General features: G+C 70.5%; 17 protein-coding genes and 2 riboswitches. Of the genes, 9 read left to right on the forward strand and 8 right to left on the reverse strand.

Annotated features, from left to right (window positions below; translation table 11 throughout):
- Nucleotides 1-18: 18 nt before the first annotated feature.
- The 4 genes from ACFYWX_RS16450 to ACFYWX_RS16465 all read right to left on the reverse strand — a co-directional run bounded on the left by ACFYWX_RS16450 (nt 19) and on the right by ACFYWX_RS16465 (nt 4,456).
- Nucleotides 19-651 (reverse strand): SCO2322 family protein, encoded by a 633-nt coding sequence (locus tag ACFYWX_RS16450; protein ID WP_389424711.1) that lies wholly within the window; start codon nt 649-651, stop codon nt 19-21.
- Nucleotides 648-1,883, reverse strand: a complete 1,236-nt coding sequence (locus tag ACFYWX_RS16455) for a prenyltransferase/squalene oxidase repeat-containing protein (protein WP_389424712.1) — start codon at nt 1,881-1,883, stop codon at nt 648-650. Before ACFYWX_RS16455 ends, ACFYWX_RS16450 begins: the two co-directional genes overlap by 4 nt.
- A 116-nt stretch (nt 1,884-1,999) precedes the next feature.
- Nucleotides 2,000-2,130, reverse strand: a riboswitch (cobalamin riboswitch).
- A 156-nt stretch (nt 2,131-2,286) separates the two neighbouring features.
- Nucleotides 2,287-3,183: an RNA polymerase sigma-70 factor gene (locus ACFYWX_RS16460; protein WP_389424713.1), complete on the reverse strand. Its 897-nt coding sequence runs from the start codon at nt 3,181-3,183 to the stop codon at nt 2,287-2,289.
- Between the two features lie 73 nt (nt 3,184-3,256).
- A complete protein-coding gene (locus ACFYWX_RS16465; RefSeq protein WP_389424714.1) occupies nt 3,257-4,456 on the reverse strand; it encodes an NAD(P)/FAD-dependent oxidoreductase in 1,200 nt (399 codons plus the stop codon).
- 128 nt (nt 4,457-4,584) lie between these two features.
- Between ACFYWX_RS16465 and ACFYWX_RS16470 the strand changes: the two genes are divergently transcribed.
- Nucleotides 4,585-5,226 (forward strand): phosphotransferase, encoded by a 642-nt coding sequence (locus ACFYWX_RS16470; protein WP_389424715.1) that lies wholly within the window; start codon nt 4,585-4,587, stop codon nt 5,224-5,226.
- A gap of 20 nt (nt 5,227-5,246) precedes the next feature.
- Here the strand turns inward: ACFYWX_RS16470 and ACFYWX_RS16475 are convergent, their stop codons facing one another.
- Both ACFYWX_RS16475 and ACFYWX_RS16480 read right to left on the reverse strand, forming a co-directional pair.
- Nucleotides 5,247-5,699, reverse strand: a complete 453-nt coding sequence (locus ACFYWX_RS16475; protein ID WP_389424716.1) for a nuclear transport factor 2 family protein — start codon at nt 5,697-5,699, stop codon at nt 5,247-5,249.
- Between the two features lie 42 nt (nt 5,700-5,741).
- Nucleotides 5,742-6,794: an MBL fold metallo-hydrolase gene (locus tag ACFYWX_RS16480; RefSeq protein ID WP_389424717.1), complete on the reverse strand. Its 1,053-nt coding sequence runs from the start codon at nt 6,792-6,794 to the stop codon at nt 5,742-5,744.
- A gap of 899 nt (nt 6,795-7,693) precedes the next feature.
- Here ACFYWX_RS16480 and ACFYWX_RS16485 point away from each other — a divergent pair.
- Together ACFYWX_RS16485 and ACFYWX_RS16490 are read left to right on the forward strand one after the other, a co-directional pair.
- Entirely contained in the window at nt 7,694-9,151 is a 1,458-nt protein-coding gene (locus ACFYWX_RS16485) for an aldehyde dehydrogenase (protein WP_389424718.1), read from the forward strand.
- Between the two features lie 3 nt (nt 9,152-9,154).
- On the forward strand, nt 9,155-9,391 hold the full coding sequence (locus ACFYWX_RS16490; protein ID WP_389424719.1) for a ferredoxin: 237 nt from the start codon (nt 9,155-9,157) through the stop codon (nt 9,389-9,391).
- A 76-nt stretch (nt 9,392-9,467) separates the two neighbouring features.
- A riboswitch (TPP riboswitch) is annotated at nt 9,468-9,658 on the forward strand.
- Between the two features lie 32 nt (nt 9,659-9,690).
- On the opposite strand, the gene ACFYWX_RS16495 is transcribed toward ACFYWX_RS16490, so the two are convergent.
- Nucleotides 9,691-10,341, reverse strand: coding sequence for a TetR family transcriptional regulator (locus ACFYWX_RS16495; protein ID WP_389424720.1), 651 nt, complete (start codon nt 10,339-10,341; stop codon nt 9,691-9,693).
- A 210-nt stretch (nt 10,342-10,551) separates the two neighbouring features.
- Here ACFYWX_RS16495 and ACFYWX_RS16500 point away from each other — a divergent pair, with 210 nt between their 5' ends.
- From ACFYWX_RS16500 to ACFYWX_RS16510, 3 genes are read left to right on the forward strand one after another with little or no spacing between them, the layout of a single operon-like run.
- Nucleotides 10,552-11,946: a glycosyltransferase family 4 protein gene (locus ACFYWX_RS16500; protein ID WP_389424721.1), complete on the forward strand. Its 1,395-nt coding sequence runs from the start codon at nt 10,552-10,554 to the stop codon at nt 11,944-11,946.
- The gene (locus tag ACFYWX_RS16505) at nt 11,940-12,689 is read left to right on the forward strand and encodes a class I SAM-dependent methyltransferase (RefSeq protein ID WP_389424722.1); all 750 of its coding nucleotides are present in this window, start codon (nt 11,940-11,942) and stop codon (nt 12,687-12,689) included. The genes ACFYWX_RS16500 and ACFYWX_RS16505 overlap by 7 nt, the downstream gene beginning before the upstream one ends.
- Nucleotides 12,686-13,756 carry a prenyltransferase gene (locus ACFYWX_RS16510; protein WP_389424723.1) on the forward strand — a complete coding sequence of 357 codons (1,071 nt, stop codon included), beginning with the start codon at nt 12,686-12,688 and terminating at the stop codon, nt 13,754-13,756. The genes ACFYWX_RS16505 and ACFYWX_RS16510 overlap by 4 nt, the downstream gene beginning before the upstream one ends.
- A 73-nt stretch (nt 13,757-13,829) precedes the next feature.
- Here ACFYWX_RS16510 and ACFYWX_RS16515 read toward each other — a convergent pair whose 3' ends face one another.
- Nucleotides 13,830-14,123 (reverse strand): hypothetical protein, encoded by a 294-nt coding sequence (locus tag ACFYWX_RS16515; protein WP_079662668.1) that lies wholly within the window; start codon nt 14,121-14,123, stop codon nt 13,830-13,832.
- Nucleotides 14,124-14,261: 138 nt separating this feature from the next.
- Here ACFYWX_RS16515 and ACFYWX_RS16520 point away from each other — a divergent pair, with 138 nt between their 5' ends.
- Genes ACFYWX_RS16520 through ACFYWX_RS16530 form a run of 3 tightly spaced genes read left to right on the forward strand, consistent with a single transcriptional unit; the run spans nt 14,262 to nt 17,897 of the window.
- Complete coding sequence (locus ACFYWX_RS16520) at nt 14,262-15,551, forward strand: hypothetical protein (protein WP_389424724.1); 1,290 nt, start codon at nt 14,262-14,264, stop codon at nt 15,549-15,551.
- Complete coding sequence (locus ACFYWX_RS16525; protein WP_389424725.1) at nt 15,548-17,131, forward strand: substrate-binding domain-containing protein; 1,584 nt, start codon at nt 15,548-15,550, stop codon at nt 17,129-17,131. Before ACFYWX_RS16520 ends, ACFYWX_RS16525 begins: the two co-directional genes overlap by 4 nt.
- Complete coding sequence (locus tag ACFYWX_RS16530) at nt 17,118-17,897, forward strand: hypothetical protein (protein WP_389424726.1); 780 nt, start codon at nt 17,118-17,120, stop codon at nt 17,895-17,897. The genes ACFYWX_RS16525 and ACFYWX_RS16530 overlap by 14 nt, the downstream gene beginning before the upstream one ends.
- Nucleotides 17,898-17,900 lie beyond the last annotated feature (3 nt).

The following is a 17,900-nucleotide window of genomic DNA, read 5'->3' on the forward strand; positions in this document are numbered from 1 at the left end:
GGCCCGGTGCCGCTGGGGCTAGGCACGGCGACGGGCCTGCCAGATCGCCGCCGCTCCCAGTGCTGCAACCACCGCTGCTCCTGCCCACAGGCCCACCGACGGGCCCCCGTCCGTCTTGGCCCGCTTCTCGGTCGTCGTCGGCTTCTTCGCCCCGCTGACCTGTTCGCCGCAGCCGTGCTCCGGATATCCCCCGATCGCGCACAGCAGGGCGTTCGTGTCATAGCGGAGGGGCTTGGCGACCGCGGCCAGGGCCTCTGCTGTCGTCGCGTCGGCGGACAGCACCGCGCAGGCCGTGCGCGGGGCGGGCGGAGTTTCGCCTGACGGGGCGTCCCTCCCCGTGCCGAAGTCGATGACCAGGGCGACGCGTTTGCGGTCGTCCTGCGGGGGCGTCTTCGCGCAGATCTTCGCGAAGTCGGCCTCGCCCCGCGGTTGTGTCGCGTCGCCGGAGTCCTCGCTGACGGCAAAGCGGAAGCCCTCGACGTCGCCGTCGGAGGGGCGGGCGGTGGAGGGGCCCTGGGTGGCGTACGCCCAGCGGTTGCCGTCGCGGTCCCAGAAGGACCAGTAGCGGTAGCCGGCGGCCTGGGACTGGGTCGTGCCGGCCGCCAGGGTCAACAACAGCGCGGTGAGGAGGAGGGCACCGCGGCGGATCACGGCTGCTGCTTCCGGTTCCGGCCGCTCAGGAGGAAGCCGATGCCGATGCCGGCGACGAGGAAGACACCGACGGTCCACCAGACGCCGAAGCCGTCGTCGGAATCCTTCTTGTCGGCGGCCTTCGTAGTCTTCTCCGCCGCCTGCGGCGCCGGGCCCGTCGCGTTGAGCTGCTTCACCAGGTCCGTGCCGCCGAAGTCGTGCGGGTCGGTGCCCATCGTGTGCGCCGCGAGGATCAGCTGGGCGTACGCCGCGGGGCCGCTCTGCCTGGCCCAGGCCGTGGCGTTCTTCTCCAGCCACGCGTACGGCTTCCGTGCGGCCGAGGTCGACCCCTGCGCGGCGAGTGCGACGACCGCGTCCGCCGTGTTGCCGTAGTCGGGCTGGTCCTTGGCGCCGGGGAGGGCGGACTTCAGGAATCCGCCCTGGGTGGCCTCCGCGAGGTAGGCGGCGCCGTTGGCCGCCACCTGCTGCGGGGCGAGCGGCTTGTCGGAGTCGGCGCAGGCCTGGACGCCCTTCGGCGCCTGTCCGGCCGTCGCCACGAAGCCCTTGCCGAGGCTGCCGAGGACACCGGCCGCCGTGGCGTCCGCGTTGGCGGCCAGCTTGCCCTTCTTGTCCGGCTGGTAGGCGAGGGCACCGCCGTCGTCCGCACCGCAGGTGAGGGACCACTTCGCCAGCAGGTCGTACGGCGACTTGCCGCCCTTGCCGTCCTCGCCGTCCCCCGCGACCTCGGCGGGCTTCTCCCCGGCGGCCACGAGGGCGCCGACGACGACGGACGTCGAGTTCGTGTCGCTGGGGCCGCCGGGGGTGTAGCCCCAGCCGCCGTCCTTGTTCTGGACGGACTTCAGCCAGGTCACGGCCTTGTCGACGGCGGTGGCGTGACCGCCGAGCGCGGCGAGGGTCTGGGCGGCGGCGGCCGTGCTGTTGGTGTCGATCACGAGCTTGGCGTCGCAGGCCTTGGCGGTGTCGGCGCGGAAGGCCGCGAACGCGCCGTTCGCGCACTGCTGTCCGGCCAGCCAGCCCACCGCCTTCGCGGCGGGCTTCACGTCCACGGTGTGCTGCGCGAGCAGGGCGAGGGACTGGCGCCAGACGCCGTCGTACGTCGGGTCGGTGCTGCCGTACAGCCCGTCGGGTATCGCCACCGACGGCGACGGGGAAGGCGTGGCGGCGACGGCGGGCGTGGCCGCGCCGATCACGACGGTGGCGGCCAGGACCGCGGCGCTGCGGCGGACGTTCATGATCGGCGGATGCCTCTCCCTGCGGGGAGCCGGGCAGCACGGGACGCCCCGGCGGCTCGGCTCCGTAGACCTCGACGGTGCCGTACGGCGGCGGGTGCCGGCGCACGTGTGAGCCGGTCATGTTTCCCGCACGGGGCAGTCCGGCTCGCCGCCCTGCACGGACGGCTCACGGTTGCGGGTCAGCGCCGGTTTTGCACCGGCTTCCCCCCGTACGGGTGTGATGACGACCGGGCCACTCTACCTTCGGTCCTGCGCTTCACCTCCGCCCTCGGAGTGGAGGTGAAGCGCATCTCACGCGCCGCGGGGAGGTTGAGGTGTTGCCGATTGCCGATTGCCGATTGCCGATTGCCGATTGCCGCGCGCCATCGGGTCGGCGGCCCCGCCTCGACGGCCTCGCCGGTGTTCAGCGCAGGGTGAGCGGGGTCTCGGATTCGACGCGGGTCAGCTTCTGAGGGTTGCGGACGTAGTAGAGGCCGGTGATGCGGGCGTCCTCGACACGGATCGCCATGACGCCGTCGAGCTCGCCGTCCAGGCGCAGGACGAGAGCGGGGTTGCCGTTGACGACGGTGGGGTCACTGGTGACGGTGGCTTCGAGCTTGCGGAGGCCGCCGACGAACATGCGGACCACCTTGTCGGCACCGATGACCGGCCGCCGCGCGGCGTGCTTGACGCCGCCGCCGTCGCTCAGCAGGACGACCTCGGGGGCGAGCACGTCGAGGAGGCCCTGCATGTCCCCGGTTTCGAGCGCACGCTGGAACGACTCCAGAGCCGCGCGGCTCTCGCGCTGGGAGACCACCTCGCGAGGGCGGCGGGCATCGACGTGCCGGCGGGCGCGGTGCGCTATCTGGCGGACGGCCGCCGGGCTCTTGTCGACGGCGGCCGCGATCTCGTCGTAGCCGACGTCGAAGACCTCGCGCAGCACGAAGACGGCGCGTTCCGTCGGCGACAGTGTCTCCAGGACGAGCATCAGCGCCATCGACACGCTCTCGGCGAGCTCGACGTCCTGGGCCACGTCCGGCGCGGTGAGCAACGGCTCGGGCAGCCAGGGGCCGACATACGCCTCCTTGCGGCGCGTCATGGTGCGCAGCCGGTTGAGCGACTGGCGGGTCGTGATCCGGACCAGGTAGGCGCGCTGGTCGCGCACCTGATCCAGATCGACCTCGACCCACCGCAGCCAGGTTTCCTGGAGGACGTCCTCGGCATCGGCCGCCGATCCGAGCATCTCGTAGGCGACGGTGAAGAGCAGGTTGCGGTGGGCGACGAACGTCTCGGTCGCGGGGTTGGTGGAGTGGTCGCTCATGTCTCGAACCCTTTCCTTCGCGGCCGGCTCTGGTTGCCGAAGGCCGTCAAGCTTGCGTCCAGGGAAGGCCTGGCTAGGCTGCCGGTTCAGCGGGTGCCGGCGTCTTGCCGCGCTCGGCCTGGAGCAGCTGCCGGCGCTTGTCGTCCCTGAACCCCCAGGCGAACGCACCGGGCTTACGCGCCTCGTCCGCCAGTTCCTTGACGACGTTTGTGCAGGCGATCTCCTTGATCTTCGCGGCAAGGCGACCGCCGATGTAGAACCTGTTCGAGGTGTCATCCCTGGAAGCGAGCTGTAGCGTGGCGGCGCGACGGCCCAGGCCGATGCACTGGCCGAAGAAACCCACGTTGACGGCCGCGGGTTGCTCACCCGCGATCCGGGCCAGCACCGTGTCGGCGGCGTGCGCGCCCAGCGGCCGCGCGGTCTGGCAGCTCATCCGGAACGGCAGGTCCGACGGTGCCGCCGAATCCCCGGCCGCGACGATGTGCCCGTCGTCCACGCTGGTCAACGTCTCGTCCGTGAGCAGGCGGCCCAGGGCGTCGGTGCTCAGCCCGCTGCGGCCGGCCAGGTCCGGCACGCTGAACCCGGCCGTCCAGATCGTCACCTCGCTCGGCATCTCGCGACCGTCACCGAGCCGCACGCCATCGCGGGTCACCGCCGTCACCTTCGCGTCGGGGCCTTCGAGCACGGTCACACCGAGTTCGGCGAGCCGCTTGGCGACCGAGCGCCGCCCCCGCGGGTGCAGGTACGCGCCGAGCACCTCGCCGCACACCAGGGTCACGGTGCGGCCCTCCTCCGCCAGCTCGGCGGCGGTCTCGATGCCGGTCGCACCGCCTCCGACCACCGTCAGAGGGGCCGTTGAGGGCGCGGCGTCGAGGACCGGCCGCAGCCGCTGCGCCTCCTCCAGGGTGGCGATCGGGTAGGCGAACTCGGCCGCTCCGGGCACGCTCGGGTCGGCGCTGCCACTGCCCACCGCGTAGATCAGGTAGTCGTAGCCGACCGTGTCGCCGGTCGCCAACGCCACGCTGCGCTCGGCCGCGTCGATCCGTGTCACGGTGTCGACCGCCAGGCGAATGCCCTCGGCCAGGATCTCTCGGTAGTCGACGACCGCGTCGTGGGACCCGCCCACCACTTGATGCAGGCGCACCCGATTCACGAAGGTCGGGCGCGGATTGATCAGGGTCACTGTCACGTCGTCGCGCTGCGTCAGGCGATTGGCCGCCATGACACCGGCGTATCCGCCGCCGATCACGACCACATCGATGTTCTCAGCCATGGTGTCTCCTCCGTTTTCAGGGGTTCGGCCTCAAGACACCTCGACATCGAACGCTGTGACAGCACGTGAGGCAGATCACTCCAAGGTGCGGGCTCAGCCGCGGAGTTGAGTGTGAGTAGGTTCGGGCCATGACAACCACGGGGAGACTTCTCGGCTCGGGGCGTACGGCCGACGTGTACGAGATCGACGAGGCCTGGGTGCTGCGCCGTGACCGGGAGGGGTGGGGGGACGCGGCGGCCGAGGGGGCGCTGATGGAGTACGTGCGCGGCCACGGCTACCCCGTGCCCCGGGTCCGTCCCTCCGACTCGCGCACCGACCTCGTGATGGAGCGGCTGGCCGGTCCGACGATGGTGCAGGCGTGGGCGGCGGGCTCGCTGGGGTCGGAGAACGCGGGGGCCGTCCTCGCCGGGCTGTTGCGCCGACTGCACGCCATCCCCGGCCGCGTCATCCACCTGGACCTCCACCCGGAGAACGTCATCCTCACCGACACCGGCCCCCGCGTGATCGACTGGGGCACGGCCGAGAGGGGGGACCCGGGGCTCGACTGGGGCATGTCCGCGATCATCCTCGCGCAGGTCGCCCTGTCCGAGGAGCCCTACGCCGAACCCGCCCGAGCCATGCTGACCGCCCTGCTCGCCGACCCCTCGGACCTGACGCCTCAGGGCTTGGCGGAGGCCCGCAGGCGTCGTGCGGCGAACCCGACCATGAGCCGGGACGAGGTGGAACTCCTCGGGGAAGCCGAGGAGTTGATCCGTTCGCTCATGGTCTAGAAGCCTAGGAGTCTAGGACCCTAGGAGGCGCGGGGTGTCTCGCCGCCGAAGGCCAGGAACAGGGTGCGGGAGGAAAGGAGCCAGGTGCCGTCCGGGGCGCGGTGGAAGGCGTCCTCGTAGTGGCCGATCTGGACCGGGGGGCCCGCCGGGACCATGCTTGCGCCGTCGTGGCCGTCGACGCGGTACGTCGTGAAATACGACCTCGCGTGCGCCGTGTCCGGGGAGGTCACCGTGACGAGGACGTTGGACATGAGGCGGCGTGAGAGGCGGTCGGCCGGACGCGAGCCGAAGTAGTCGCGCAGTGCGGCCCGGCCTTTGATCAGGCGTTCGCCCGCCGGCCATTCCCATGTGCCGTCCTCGGTGAACAACTCGGCCACGGTGGAGGGTTCGCCCAGGTCGAGGCGGTGGACGAAGTCGAGGACGAGGCGTTCGCAGGCGCGTTCGGCGAGGAGGTGTTCCCAGGGGTGGTCCATGAGGTCGTTGGTATCAGGGGGCCGTCGCGCCCCGCGAGGGAATTACACCGCGACGTACCTCACCGGCTCGCTCCCAGCCACCGCTTCCGCCCGGCCCTGCTTCACCAGTCGCCGCAGGTGGGCCTCCGCCTCGGAGACGGCGATGTTCCGTGAGCCGTAGGGGATCTGGTCCCACGGGCGGTTCCACTCCATGCGTTCGGCGACTTGCCAGGGGGTGAGGGGCTCGGCCAGGAGGGAGAGGAGGCCGGTGAGGCGGGCCTCGTGATGGGTGAGCAGTTGCCTCACACGTGCGGCCGCGTCCGTGAAGGCGTGCTGGTGGGCCGGGAGGATCTCGGCGGGGGCGAGGCGGCCGACGCGTTCGAGGGAGTCGAGGTAGTCGCCGAGGGGGTCGGTGACGGTGGCGTCGTCGGGGTCCTCGTAGAGGCCGATGTGGGGGGTGATCTCGGGGAGTACGTGGTCGCCGGAGAACAGGCGTCCGTGGCCCGGGAGTTGGGCGGGGTGTTCCTCCTCCAGATGGAGGCAGACGTGGCCGGGGGTGTGGCCCGGGGTCCAGATCGCACGGACGCGGCGGCCGGGAAGGTCGAGGAGTTCACCGGGGACGATCTCGCGGTCGGGGAGGGCGGGGGAGAGGCCGGGCAGGGCGCGGCGGGGCGCCGTGCGCAGGGGGGCCACGTGGTCCTCGGGGGCGCCGGCCGCGGTGAGCTTGGCCGTCATGTAGGTGAACCAGCGGTCGGGTCGGGTCTCACGCGTCCTGCGGACGATCGCCAGGTCCGCCGCGTGCATCGCGATCCAGGCACCGGACGCCTCGCGCACCCGGCCCGACAGGCCGTGGTGGTCGGGGTGGTGGTGGGTGACGACCACCCCGTGGACCTCGGTGATCGAGCTGCCGCAGGCCGTCAGTCCCTCCGCGAGCGCCTCCCAGGACGCCGGGTCGTCCCATCCCGTGTCGACCAGCACCGGCCCGCGGTCGGTGTCGACGACGTACACGAGGGTGTGGCCGAGGGGGTTGTCCGGGATGGGCACCTCGACGGAGCGGACGCCACCGCCGTGGTCGTACACCGTCGTCCCGGGTTCGCGGTCCTGGCTGCTTTTCATCTGCCCTCCGTCCCACGGCCATTGCCCACTATAACTAGAACTGGTTTCAATGGGTGCTCAAGTCGACTGATGCTGTGGGGCGTTGGGCTTACCTGCGCTGATGTGCGCTGATGTGCCCACCACTTGTCGTCGCTTGTCGACGCTGGCACTGCCGGACGGCCCAGAGACGGCCCAGCCGTCGGAGCGGTGCCCCTGGTCGCGGTCGGCGGCCCAGTGGCCGAGTCGAGCCGCCAACGATCTCGAAAACCGTCGTGGCAGCGATGTCACCGTGGGTTCAAAACCCATGTACCCCTCAGCGCTGGCGGAGTGGATTGTGAGACCGGCCGAAGGTGGGCTCCCGCCCAGTGCCCTTGCAGCGAGGGCACGGGAGAGTCCGGGGAGGTTGGGGGTGCATAGGGTAGGTGACGGTCTTCCCGCCGCGGCACTTTGCGCAGGTAGACGACAGACTTCGCTGGTGGCGCCTCCACAGCAAGACCGCTGGGTAGCACATCACGGCTACCAAAAACCCGAGGACATGCAACGGCAGGCCGAGGGCTGGAACTGCATCCCCCAGGCCATAGATGAGTGCACCGACTAGCCAAAAGCCCAGGTAGATCAAACAGCCCATGCGTCCCCCCGATGCCGTGACTGCGCTCACAGGATACGCCCAAGAAGCTACGAATTGTGCAGACTGTGTCGAGCATTGAGACGCGTACGCGGAAGGCCGTCGATGCGGTGTACCGCACGACCCACAAGCCCCCGACGGCCCCTGACGGCCCACGCGTTCCGGACGCGCCCCTGATCTTCGGGAAACCGCTGGTCAGGGGCATTCTCGTCTTCTTCGTGGACTACTTTAACTAGAACTGGTATCAGTTTCTGAAACACCGTCAGATATCCCGTCAGAAACGAAGGCAGTCGCCATGGCCGAGCTCCTGGAACACGGACAGCTGTTCATCGGCGGGGAGTTGACCGACCCCCTGGGCAAGGACGTGATCGAGGTGATCTCGCCGCACACCGAGGAGGTCATCGGGCGGGTGCCGCACGCGTCGGCGGCGGACGTGGACCGGGCGGTGGCCGTGGCGCGGCGGGCCTTCGACGAGGGGCCCTGGCCGAGGATGAGCCTCGACGAGCGGATCGCGGTCGTCACCCGGATCAAGGACGGGATCGCCGTACGGCACGAGGAGATCGCCCGCGTGATCTCGTCGGAGAACGGGTCGCCGTACTCCTGGAGCGTCCTCGCGCAGGCGCTCGGCGCGATGATGGTGTGGGACGCGGCGATCACGGTCGCGCGGAACTTCAGGTACGAGGAGACGCGCGACGGCGTGCTCGGGAAGATCCTCGTGCGGCGCGAGCCGGTCGGGGTGGTCGCGGCCGTCGTCCCCTGGAACGTGCCGCAGTTCGTGGCCGCCGCCAAGCTCGCGCCCGCGCTGCTCACCGGCTGCACGGTGGTGCTGAAGCCGTCGCCGGAGTCACCGCTGGACGCGTACCTGCTGGCCGAGATCGCGACGGAGGCGGGGCTGCCGGAGGGCGTGCTGTCGATCCTGCCGGCGGACCGCGAGGTCAGTGAGTATCTGGTCGGGCACCCGGGCGTCGACAAGGTCTCCTTCACCGGCTCGGTCGCGGCGGGCAAGCGGGTGATGGAGGTGGCCGCCCGCAATCTGACCCGCGTGACCCTGGAGCTGGGCGGGAAGTCGGCGGCCGTCGTGCTGCCCGACGCGGACGTCGAGGCGGCGGTCGCGGGCATCGTCCCGGCGGCCTGGATGAACAACGGGCAGGCGTGCGTGGCCCAGACCCGCATCCTGCTGCCGCGCTCGCGCTACGACGAGTTCGCCGAGGCCTTCGCGGCGGCGGCCGGCGCCCTCGTGGTCGGCGATCCGCTGGACCCGGCGACCCAGGTCGGCCCGCTGGTCGCCGAGCGGCAGCAGCGGCGCAACCTCGACTACATCCGCATCGGGCAGGAGGAGGGCGCGAAGATCCTCACGGGCGGCGGCCGCCCGGCGGGGCTGGAGCGTGGCTGGTACGTGGAGCCGACGCTCTTCGGCGACGTCGACAACTCCATGCGCATCGCCCGGGAGGAGATCTTCGGGCCGGTGATCTGCCTGCTGCCCTACGGCGACGAGTCCGAGGCCGTGAAGATCGCCAACGACTCCGACTACGGGCTCAGCGGCAGCGTGTGGACGGCCGACGTCGAGCACGGCATCGAGATCGCGCGGCAGGTCCGTACGGGTACGTACTCGGTCAACACCTTCAGCCTCGACATGCTCGGGCCGTTCGGCGGTTACAAGAACTCCGGGCTCGGGCGGGAGTTCGGGCCCGAGGGGTACGGCGAGTACCTGGAGCACAAGATGATCCACCTGCCGGCCGGCTGGGAGGGCTAGCGGATGGGCGACCGCTGGCACGTCGAGGTCGACCGCGCCCTGTGCATCGGCTCCGCCCAGTGCCTCCACCACGCCCCGGGCGGCTTCCGCCTGGACGGCGGGCGCCAGTCCCACCCTCTCGACCCCGCCCCGGACGCCAACGAGCGGATCCTGGCGGCGGCGGAGAGCTGTCCGGTGGAGGCGATCGTGATCACGCTGCTGAGCAGTGGGGAGCCGGTGTTCCCGCCCGAGGAGCAGTAGCCGAAAAAACAAGGTAAAAATCATGGTTTGGGGGCTTTCGTCCCCGCATGAAAGTTCTATTCTGGAAGTCGGCCTACGAGACGAGTGAGGGAGTTCGACCGGAGTAGCCGACTCTGGCGAGAGGTTTCGGCTTCCGCTGGTGCCGACGTCGACGGTCGGGCTGAGAGGCCCGAAAGCCGCGGGACTGGAAAGCGTCCTGCGACCGGAAGGCGACCCCCAGTACCTGATCCGGGCAATACCGGCGAAGGGAACCCGCCTCGTAGGTCCCTTCTGTGCCGGTCCTTCTGCGCCGGTCCTCTCTATGCCTTCGACGCGTCCTCGGCGCCCGGGTCCGTCAGGTCGATCAAGCGGCACACCGTCTCGATGTCGATCTTGACCTGGGCGATGGAGGCGCGGCCGGAGAGCCAGGTGATCAGGGCCGAGTGCCAGGTGTGCTCGATGACGCGGACGGCAGAGAGCTGTTCGGGGGTGGGGCGCTCCAGGCCCATCGCGTCGAGGATGATCGCGGTCGTCTGACGGGAGACCTGGTCGACCTCGGGGCTGACGCTGCGGTCCGCGAAGGTCAGGGCGCGGACCATGGCGTCGGCGAGATGCGGCTCGCGCTGGAGGGCGCGGAAGGCGCGCATCAGGGTCTCCGCCACCCGTTCGGCCGCACGCTCGCCCGACGGGGGCTTCTTCCGCAGCGTGCCGTGCATGTGCTCCAACTGGTCCTGCATGGTGGCGACCAGCAGGTGGACCTTGGAGGGGAAGTAGCGGTAGAGCGTGCCGAGCGCCACCTGTGAGGACTCGGCGACCTCCCGCATCTGCACGGCGTCGAAACCGCCCCGGCTGGCCAGCTGCGCGCTCGCGTGCAGGATGCGGCGCCGGCGCGCCGCCTGCCGCTCGGTGAGGGGCGGGGAGGGGCGCGAGGTACTGGCTTCCACCTTGGTCACCTTGGCTTCCGCAGGCATGGGTCCCGTTCCGTGACAGTCGGTGAGGACAGGTGATCACACAGCATGGCAGGGCTGTCCGCCGTGGCGCGAATCACCTGATCCACTTCTCCCAGCGCCCTTACCTGCCGGTAAATTCGGAGCCTCCCGAACGATCAAGTCTGAAACTTGTTCTAGATTAGCGTCCCGGCGTAATCTCGCGGGACAAGTGCAGGCAGAAGGGGGCCCAGAGTGACCGCTGAGGCCAGTCAGGCGGGGTCCGGGAAGGACCTCGCAGCAGACGGCGAGCGACCGCTCGACATCGCACTCCTCACCTATAAGGGAAACCCGTTCTGCGGAGGCCAGGGCGTTTACGTACGCCACCTCTCACGCGAGCTGGCCCGCCTCGGCCACCGCGTCGAGGTCATCGGCTCCCAGCCCTACCCCGTCCTCGACGAGGGCTACGACGGCCTGAGCCTCACCGAGCTGCCCAGCCTCGACCTCTACCGCCAGCCCGACCCCTTCCGCACCCCGGGCCGCGGCGAGTACCGCGACTGGATCGACGCGCTCGAGGTCGCCACGATGTGGACCGGCGGCTTCCCGGAGCCCCTCACCTTCTCCCTGCGCGCCCGCCGCCATCTGCGCGCCCGGCGCGGGCAGTTCGACGTCGTGCACGACAACCAGACCCTCGGCTACGGCCTGTTGGGCGAGGTCGGCGCCCCCCTGGTCACCACGATCCATCACCCCATCACCGTCGACCGCCAGTTGGAGCTCGACGCGGCCGACGGCTGGAAGCGCCGCTACTCCGTGCGCCGCTGGTACGCCTTCACCCGTATGCAGAAGCGGGTCGCGCGCCGCCTGCCCTCGGTGCTCACCGTCTCCGGCACCTCCCGCCAGGAGATCGTCGACCACCTCGGCGTCCAGCAGGACCGCATCCACGTCGTCCACATCGGCGCGGACACCGAACTGTTCTCGCCCGACCCGTCGGTGCCGCAGGTGCCGGGCCGGATCGTGACGACGTCCAGCGCGGACGTCCCCCTCAAGGGCCTGGTCTTCCTCATCGAGGCGCTCGCCAAGGTACGGACCGAGCACGCCGACGCCCACCTGGTCGTCGTCGGCAAGCGCGCCGAGGACGGGCCGGTCGCCCAGGCCATCGAGCGGTACGGACTCGAAGGCGCCGTCGAGTTCGTCAAGGGCATCTCCGACGCCGAACTGGTCGACCTGGTCCGCTCGGCGGAGGTCGCCTGCGTGCCCTCCCTGTACGAGGGCTTCTCCCTCCCGGCCGCGGAGGCCATGGCGACGGGAACGCCGCTTCTCGCCACGACCGGCGGAGCGATCCCCGAGGTCGCGGGCCGGGACGGCGAGACCTGCCTCGCGGTGCCCCCCGGCGACTCCGGCGCGCTCGCGGCGGGCCTGAGCCGGCTGCTGGGCGACCCGGAACTGCGCACGCGGCTCGGACAGGCCGGCCGCGAGCGGGTGTTGCGCCACTTCACCTGGGCCCGCGCCGCCGAGGGCACGGTCGCCCGCTACCGCGAGGCGATCGCCTCCTCCACGGGCACGCCCCACGGCCGTACGGCGGCCTCCACAAGCTTCGCAGCCCCGACAAGTGACACCGGCGTCTATCCCGAAAGCAGGGCCACGTGCTGACCGTCGACTTCTCCCGGTTCCCGCTCGCGCCGGGCGACCGCGTACTGGACCTCGGATGCGGTGCCGGCCGGCACGCGTTCGAGTGCTACCGGCGCGGTGCGCAGGTCGTGGCCCTCGATCAGAACGCCGAGGAGATCCGCGAGGTCGCGAAGTGGTTCGCGGCGATGGAGGAGGCGGGCGAGGCCCCGGCCGGCGCCACCGCGACGGCCATGGAGGGCGACGCGCTCGCGCTGCCGTTCCCCGACGAGTCCTTCGACGTCGTCATCATCTCCGAGGTCATGGAGCACATCCCGGACGACAAGGGCGTACTCGCCGAGATGGTCCGGGTGTTGAAGCCGGGTGGCCGCATCGCCATCACCGTCCCGCGGTACGGCCCCGAGAAGGTCTGCTGGACGCTGTCCGACGCCTACCACGAGGTCGAGGGCGGCCACATCCGCATCTACAAGGCGGACGAGCTGCTGGCGAAGATCCGCGAGGCCGGCCTGAAGCCGTACGGCACCCACCACGCGCACGCGCTGCACTCGCCGTACTGGTGGCTGAAGTGCGCTTTCGGCGTCGACAACGACAAGGCGCTGCCGGTGCGGGCGTACCACCAGCTGCTGGTCTGGGACATCATGAAGAAGCCGCTGGCCACCCGGGTCGCCGAGCAGGCGCTGAACCCGCTGATCGGCAAGAGTTTCGTGGCGTACGCGACCAAGCCCCATCTCCCGCGCCTTTCCGACTCCGAGGCGGACGCCAAGTGACCACTCCCCGGACAGAACATCTCGTCCTGCCCGGGGTCCTCACCTCCGAGCAGGCCGCCGCGACCGTTCGCGGCATCCTCGCCGTGCAGCGGGAGGACGGTGCGATCCCGTGGTTCCGGGGCCACCACCTCGACCCGTGGGACCACACCGAGGCCGCGATGGCCCTTGACGCGGCGGGCGAGCACGAGGCCGCCGAGCGCGCGTACACCTGGCTGGCGCGACACCAGAGCGAGGACGGGTCCTGGTACGCGGCGTACCAGGACGGGAACTTCGACGACGTCACCGACCGGGGGCGCGAGACGAACTTCGTCGCCTACATAGCCGTAGGCGTGTGGCACCACTACCTGTCGACCGGGGACGACACGTTCCTGGACCGCATGTGGCCGACCGTCTACGCCGCGGTCGAGTGGGTGCTGCGGTTGCAGCAGCCGGGCGGGCAGATCGGCTGGCGGCGCGACGAGGACGGTACACCGACCGCGGACGCGCTCCTCACCGGGTCCTCCTCGATCCACCAGGCGCTGCGGTGCGCGCTGGCGATCGCCGAGCAGCGGGAAGAGGCCCAGCCCGACTGGGAGTTGGCGGCGGGCGCGTTGCGGCATGCCATCCGGCGGCATCCGGAGCGGTTCCTGGACAAGGGCCGTTACTCGATGGACTGGTACTACCCGGTGCTGGGTGGGGCGTTGACCGGCGCGGAGGCCAAGTCCCGTATAGAGGAGGACTGGGAGCGCTTCGTGGTGCCCGGGCTGGGGGTGCGGTGTGTCGTGCCCAACCCGTGGGTGACGGGCGGGGAGTCGGCCGAACTCGCCCTGGCGCTGTGGGCGGTCGGGGAGTCCGACCGGGCGTTGGAGATTCTGCAGTCGATTCAGCATCTGCGGGATGCGGAGTCGGGGCTGTACTGGACCGGGTTCGTCTTCGAGGACGAGGCGATCTGGCCTCGGGAGCTGACGACTTGGACCGCCGGGTCACTTCTCCTCGCGGTTGCCGCGCTGGGGGGTCATGAGGCGACCTGTGCGGTGTTCTCGGGGGAGCAGTTGCCTTGGGGGCTTGAGGTGGACTGCTGCGATTAGGCCGTATTCGGCTGGTCGCGCCCACGCGGCGGGGCCGCATGTTCAATACGGCCCCGCGCCCCTTCGGGGCGCCTCAGTGGCGGTGGACTCGATTGGCTATCGCATGGCCCACGAAGAGGTAGACCACCGCTGCCAGGCCGTAGCCCGCGACCACCCTCGCCCACGCCTCGTCGAACGTGAACAGGTCGTGTGACCAGCCGGCGAGCCAGCGGGCGGTGTCGTGGATGAACTGCACGAAGGAGTTCGCCCGGTTGGCGTCCAGTAGGTACATCAGGATCCACAGGCCCAGGATCAGGGCCATGATGTCGGCGACGACGGCGATGACCGTGCCGGCCTGGTTCGCACCGTTCCGATATCGAGGAGACATGTCCAACGGGTTGCCGCCATGGGCGTCATGAAACCACGTCTCCCATTTTCCCTGTGTTCGAGTGGAATCGGTGACTCCGGGGGATCGTGTTCCAGGGGGTTGCCGATGATCCTGCCCCCTTGAGTGGCAGGAGGGCCGTTGTCCGACGCCGGAGCACCCACGATCGAGGAACCGCGACTCACGACACGCCGCATGCGTCGCCGCCGTATCCCCCGTCATGTCGTCGTCGCGCTGCCCCTCGCCCTGGCCGGGCTGATCTCCCTGTCCGTCTCGGGCAACGTCCTCCGCCCGTTCGAACACATCACCACGCTGGAGGCCAAGATGGCCTCCAAGTCGGACTTCTTCAGAGACCCCGAGGTGCAGCGGCTGTTACTGCGGCACGGCATACGCGTCGACATCCACCGCCTCGGCTCCCGCGGCATCGCCACCCAGTCCCTGAAGGGCATGGACGTCGTCTTCCCGTCCGGTCAGCCCGCCGCGAAGCTGATCCTCGACCGGCAGGACCACTCGGTGCGATCGGCCCGCCCCTTCGTCACCCCGCTGGTCCTGTCCACGTTCCGCGACTACGCGGAGACGCTGGTGAAGGCCGGGGTCGCCACGCGGCAGCAAGCCCCGGACGGCGGCAAGACGCTCTACTACGACCTCCGGATGGGGGAGTTCACCCGACTGCTCGACGGCGTCGACGACCCGAAGGACCCCAGGGACGGCAGCGATTCGGACGCCGACACCTGGAACGGCATCGGCTTCGACAAACTCGAGGGCCCCGCCCGCAGCAACAGCGGCCGTGTCCTCGTGCGCACCTCCAACGTCTGCGAGTCCAACTCCGCCGGCACCTACCTGAGCATCCTCGCCTTCGTCGCCAACAAGAACCGCACCCCGGGCGCCCAGGACCCCAACGACCCGAAGCTCGCCGCCAACGCCGTCCAGAATGTCGCCGCCCGCATCAAGCCCCTCATCAACCTCCAGGGCATGTGGGCCGACGAGCAGGCCGAGAGCTACTTCTCCGACCTGGGGGAGAGCATCGCGCCGATCTCCGTCATCTACGAACACCAGTATCTGGCCCACCAGATCGCCTACCACGACAAGCACGGCAGACAGGACACCGACCGCGTCCTGCTCTACCCCACGCCCTACGCTCTCACCGAGCCGCAGCTCATCTCCCTCACCGACGGCGGCGACCACCTGGTCCGCGTCATCGAGGAGGACGCGGAACTGCGCGAGCGGGCCATCGAACTCGGCTTCCGTGTCCGCTTCTCCGGCGAGGACGGCACCAGCGAACAGCTCAACGCCTATCTCCGCGAGCACGGCATCCAGGCGCCGGCACCGAACCCCGACCAGACCAAGGTGTACGAGCCCGATCTGAGCGTGCTGGAGGAGATCATCACCTCCGTGGGCAACTGCCCGCCGCTCGAGGAGGACACCCCGTGAGACGCCCCGTCCGGGCCCTGACGGCCGCCCTGGCCCTCGCCCTCCTCGGCACCCTCACCACCTCCTGCACCAGCGAGGACGACCACGTCACCCTGCGCGTCCTCGCGAGCCCCGAACTCGCCGACCTCGGCCCGCTGCTGGGCGAGCTGGAGGACGACACGGGGGTCGAGCTGGAGATGGAGTACAAGGCCACCGCGGACCTCGCCGGCCAGCCGCCCGCCACCGGCCGCTCCCCGTACGACCTGGCCTGGCTCGCCTCCGACCGCTCGTTCCTGCTGCGCGTGCAGGACTCCGGCGGACGCCTGACCCGACCCGAATCCACCGCGATCATGCGCTCCCCGGTCGTCGTCGGCCTTGAACCCGCGGTGGCGAAGAAGCTGCGCGAGCGGGCCCCCGGCGGGCGGATCTCGTGGGCGGACGTCGCCGACGCGGCCGCCGACGGCACCGTACGGTTCGGCATGGCCGACCCACGGCGCAGCGACACGGGGCGCGCCGCGCTCGTCGGAGTCGCCACCGCGGCCGCCGCGACCGGCGGCGCACTGCGCGAACAGGACGTCTCCTGCGACCGGTTGCGCGGCTTCCGCTCCGGCCAGACCCTCACCGGCGACAGCTCCCGCGACCTGATCGCCGACTACCTCCGGCACCAGGACGACGCCGACGCCCTGATCGCCCACGAGTCCGAGCTGCTGTCCCTCAACGCCACCGGCAAGCTGCGCGAGCCCCTGGAGATCGTCCACCCCGAGGACGGCATGGTCCTGTCCGACTTCCCGCTGCTCCTGCTCGACGAGCGGCAGCGGTCGGCGTACGGCGAGGTGGTCGACTGGCTGCTGAGCGCCGACGCGCAGAAGAAGCTGATGCAGCGGACCTTCCGGCGCCCGGTCAACCAGGACGTCGAGCCCGCCCCCCAGCTCCGCGCGGCCGTCGGCAACGCCCTGTCCTTCCCCGACCGGCTGTCCATCGTCGAACAACTCGTCGCCGACTACGGGGAACCCCTGCGCGAAGCCGCCGACCAGGTGGTGTTCCTGCTGGACTTCTCCACCTCGATGCGCGGCGAGCGGATGGCCGACCTGCGGGCCGCCTTCGCCGGGCTCAGCGGCGCCGACCAGACCTCCACCGGCAAGTTCGCCCGCTTCTACCGCGGGGAGCGCCTCACCGTCGTACGGTTCGGCGGCCGCGTGCTCCAGGAACGCACCGTGACCGTGCGCGGGGACGGCGACCTGCGCACCCTCGACCGGATCGTCGCCGAGGGCGGCTTCGACGACGCCACCGCCGTCTGGTCGGCCCTCGACCGCGGCTACCGCATCGCCACCGCCGCCGTGCGGGAGGAGCCCGAACGCCCCGTCGCCGTCGTGCTGATGACGGACGGCGAGAACAACGCCGGTATGGCGTATGGGGAGTTCCTGCGCCGGCACCGCGCACTCGGCGCCGAGGCCGACGCGGTGCCCACCTTCCCCGTCCATTTCGGAGAGGCCGACGCGACCGCCCTGAAGCGTGCCGCCCAAGCGACCGGCGGCCGCGTGGTCGACGCCGAACTCTCCTCCCTCGCCGACGCGTTCAAGGAGATCCGTGGGTGTCATTGACAGTCAGTGGTGGGGCCTGTGGTGGCCGTGGCTGGTGGTCTGGGCCCTGACGGCGGCGTGCTGCGTCGTCCTGCTGCGGTACGCGCTCATGCGCCCGGGCCGACGGCGCAGGCGGGGCCGGCGCGGCGGGCCGACCGTCCTCGGCATGTGCTTCTACCTGCACAAGCAGCGCGTCATGGACATCTACGAGACCGGCCGCTTCAGCGAGTCCCTCGCGCAGGAGGTCGCCGACCGGATCAACGTCACCAGCAACTACGGCCTGTGGGGCAAGCTCTTCTCCTGGGTCGGGGGCAAGGCGGACCGCGGCGTCACCAAGGAACGCATCACCACCTACCTCAAAGAGAGCACGCCCATGAACGTGATCGGCGTGCTCATGGACACCATGCGCCGCGAGGACGTCGTCGTGGACGCCGACCTCACCACCGGCCGCCTGGTCCTCAACCGGTCGCTCGCCGACGCCCTGCGGGACGCGCCGCAGGACGGTCAGGTGCCGTTGAGCGCCGTCATGTCGGACTTCGTCTCCGTCACCGGCCGCTTCACCGCCCGCCGCACGGAGAGCGGCGACGTGGTCCTGCGCGCCCGTTACGGCTCAGGTGAACCGGCCGCCCAGGTGAAGATCACCTGCGCCGAGGCCGAGGGCCGGGGCGAGTTCCGCGACGAGGACTACTACACGGGGGAGTTCCAGGCCCGCTGCCTGGGGAAGGTGCGGACGTGGGACCCGCGCAGGGGTGAGCTGACGCTGGACCCGGTGGCGATCTTCCGCTGACGC

The organism is Streptomyces sp. NPDC002888 (assembly GCF_042888465.1).
Taxonomy (GTDB): domain Bacteria; phylum Actinomycetota; class Actinomycetes; order Streptomycetales; family Streptomycetaceae; genus Streptomyces.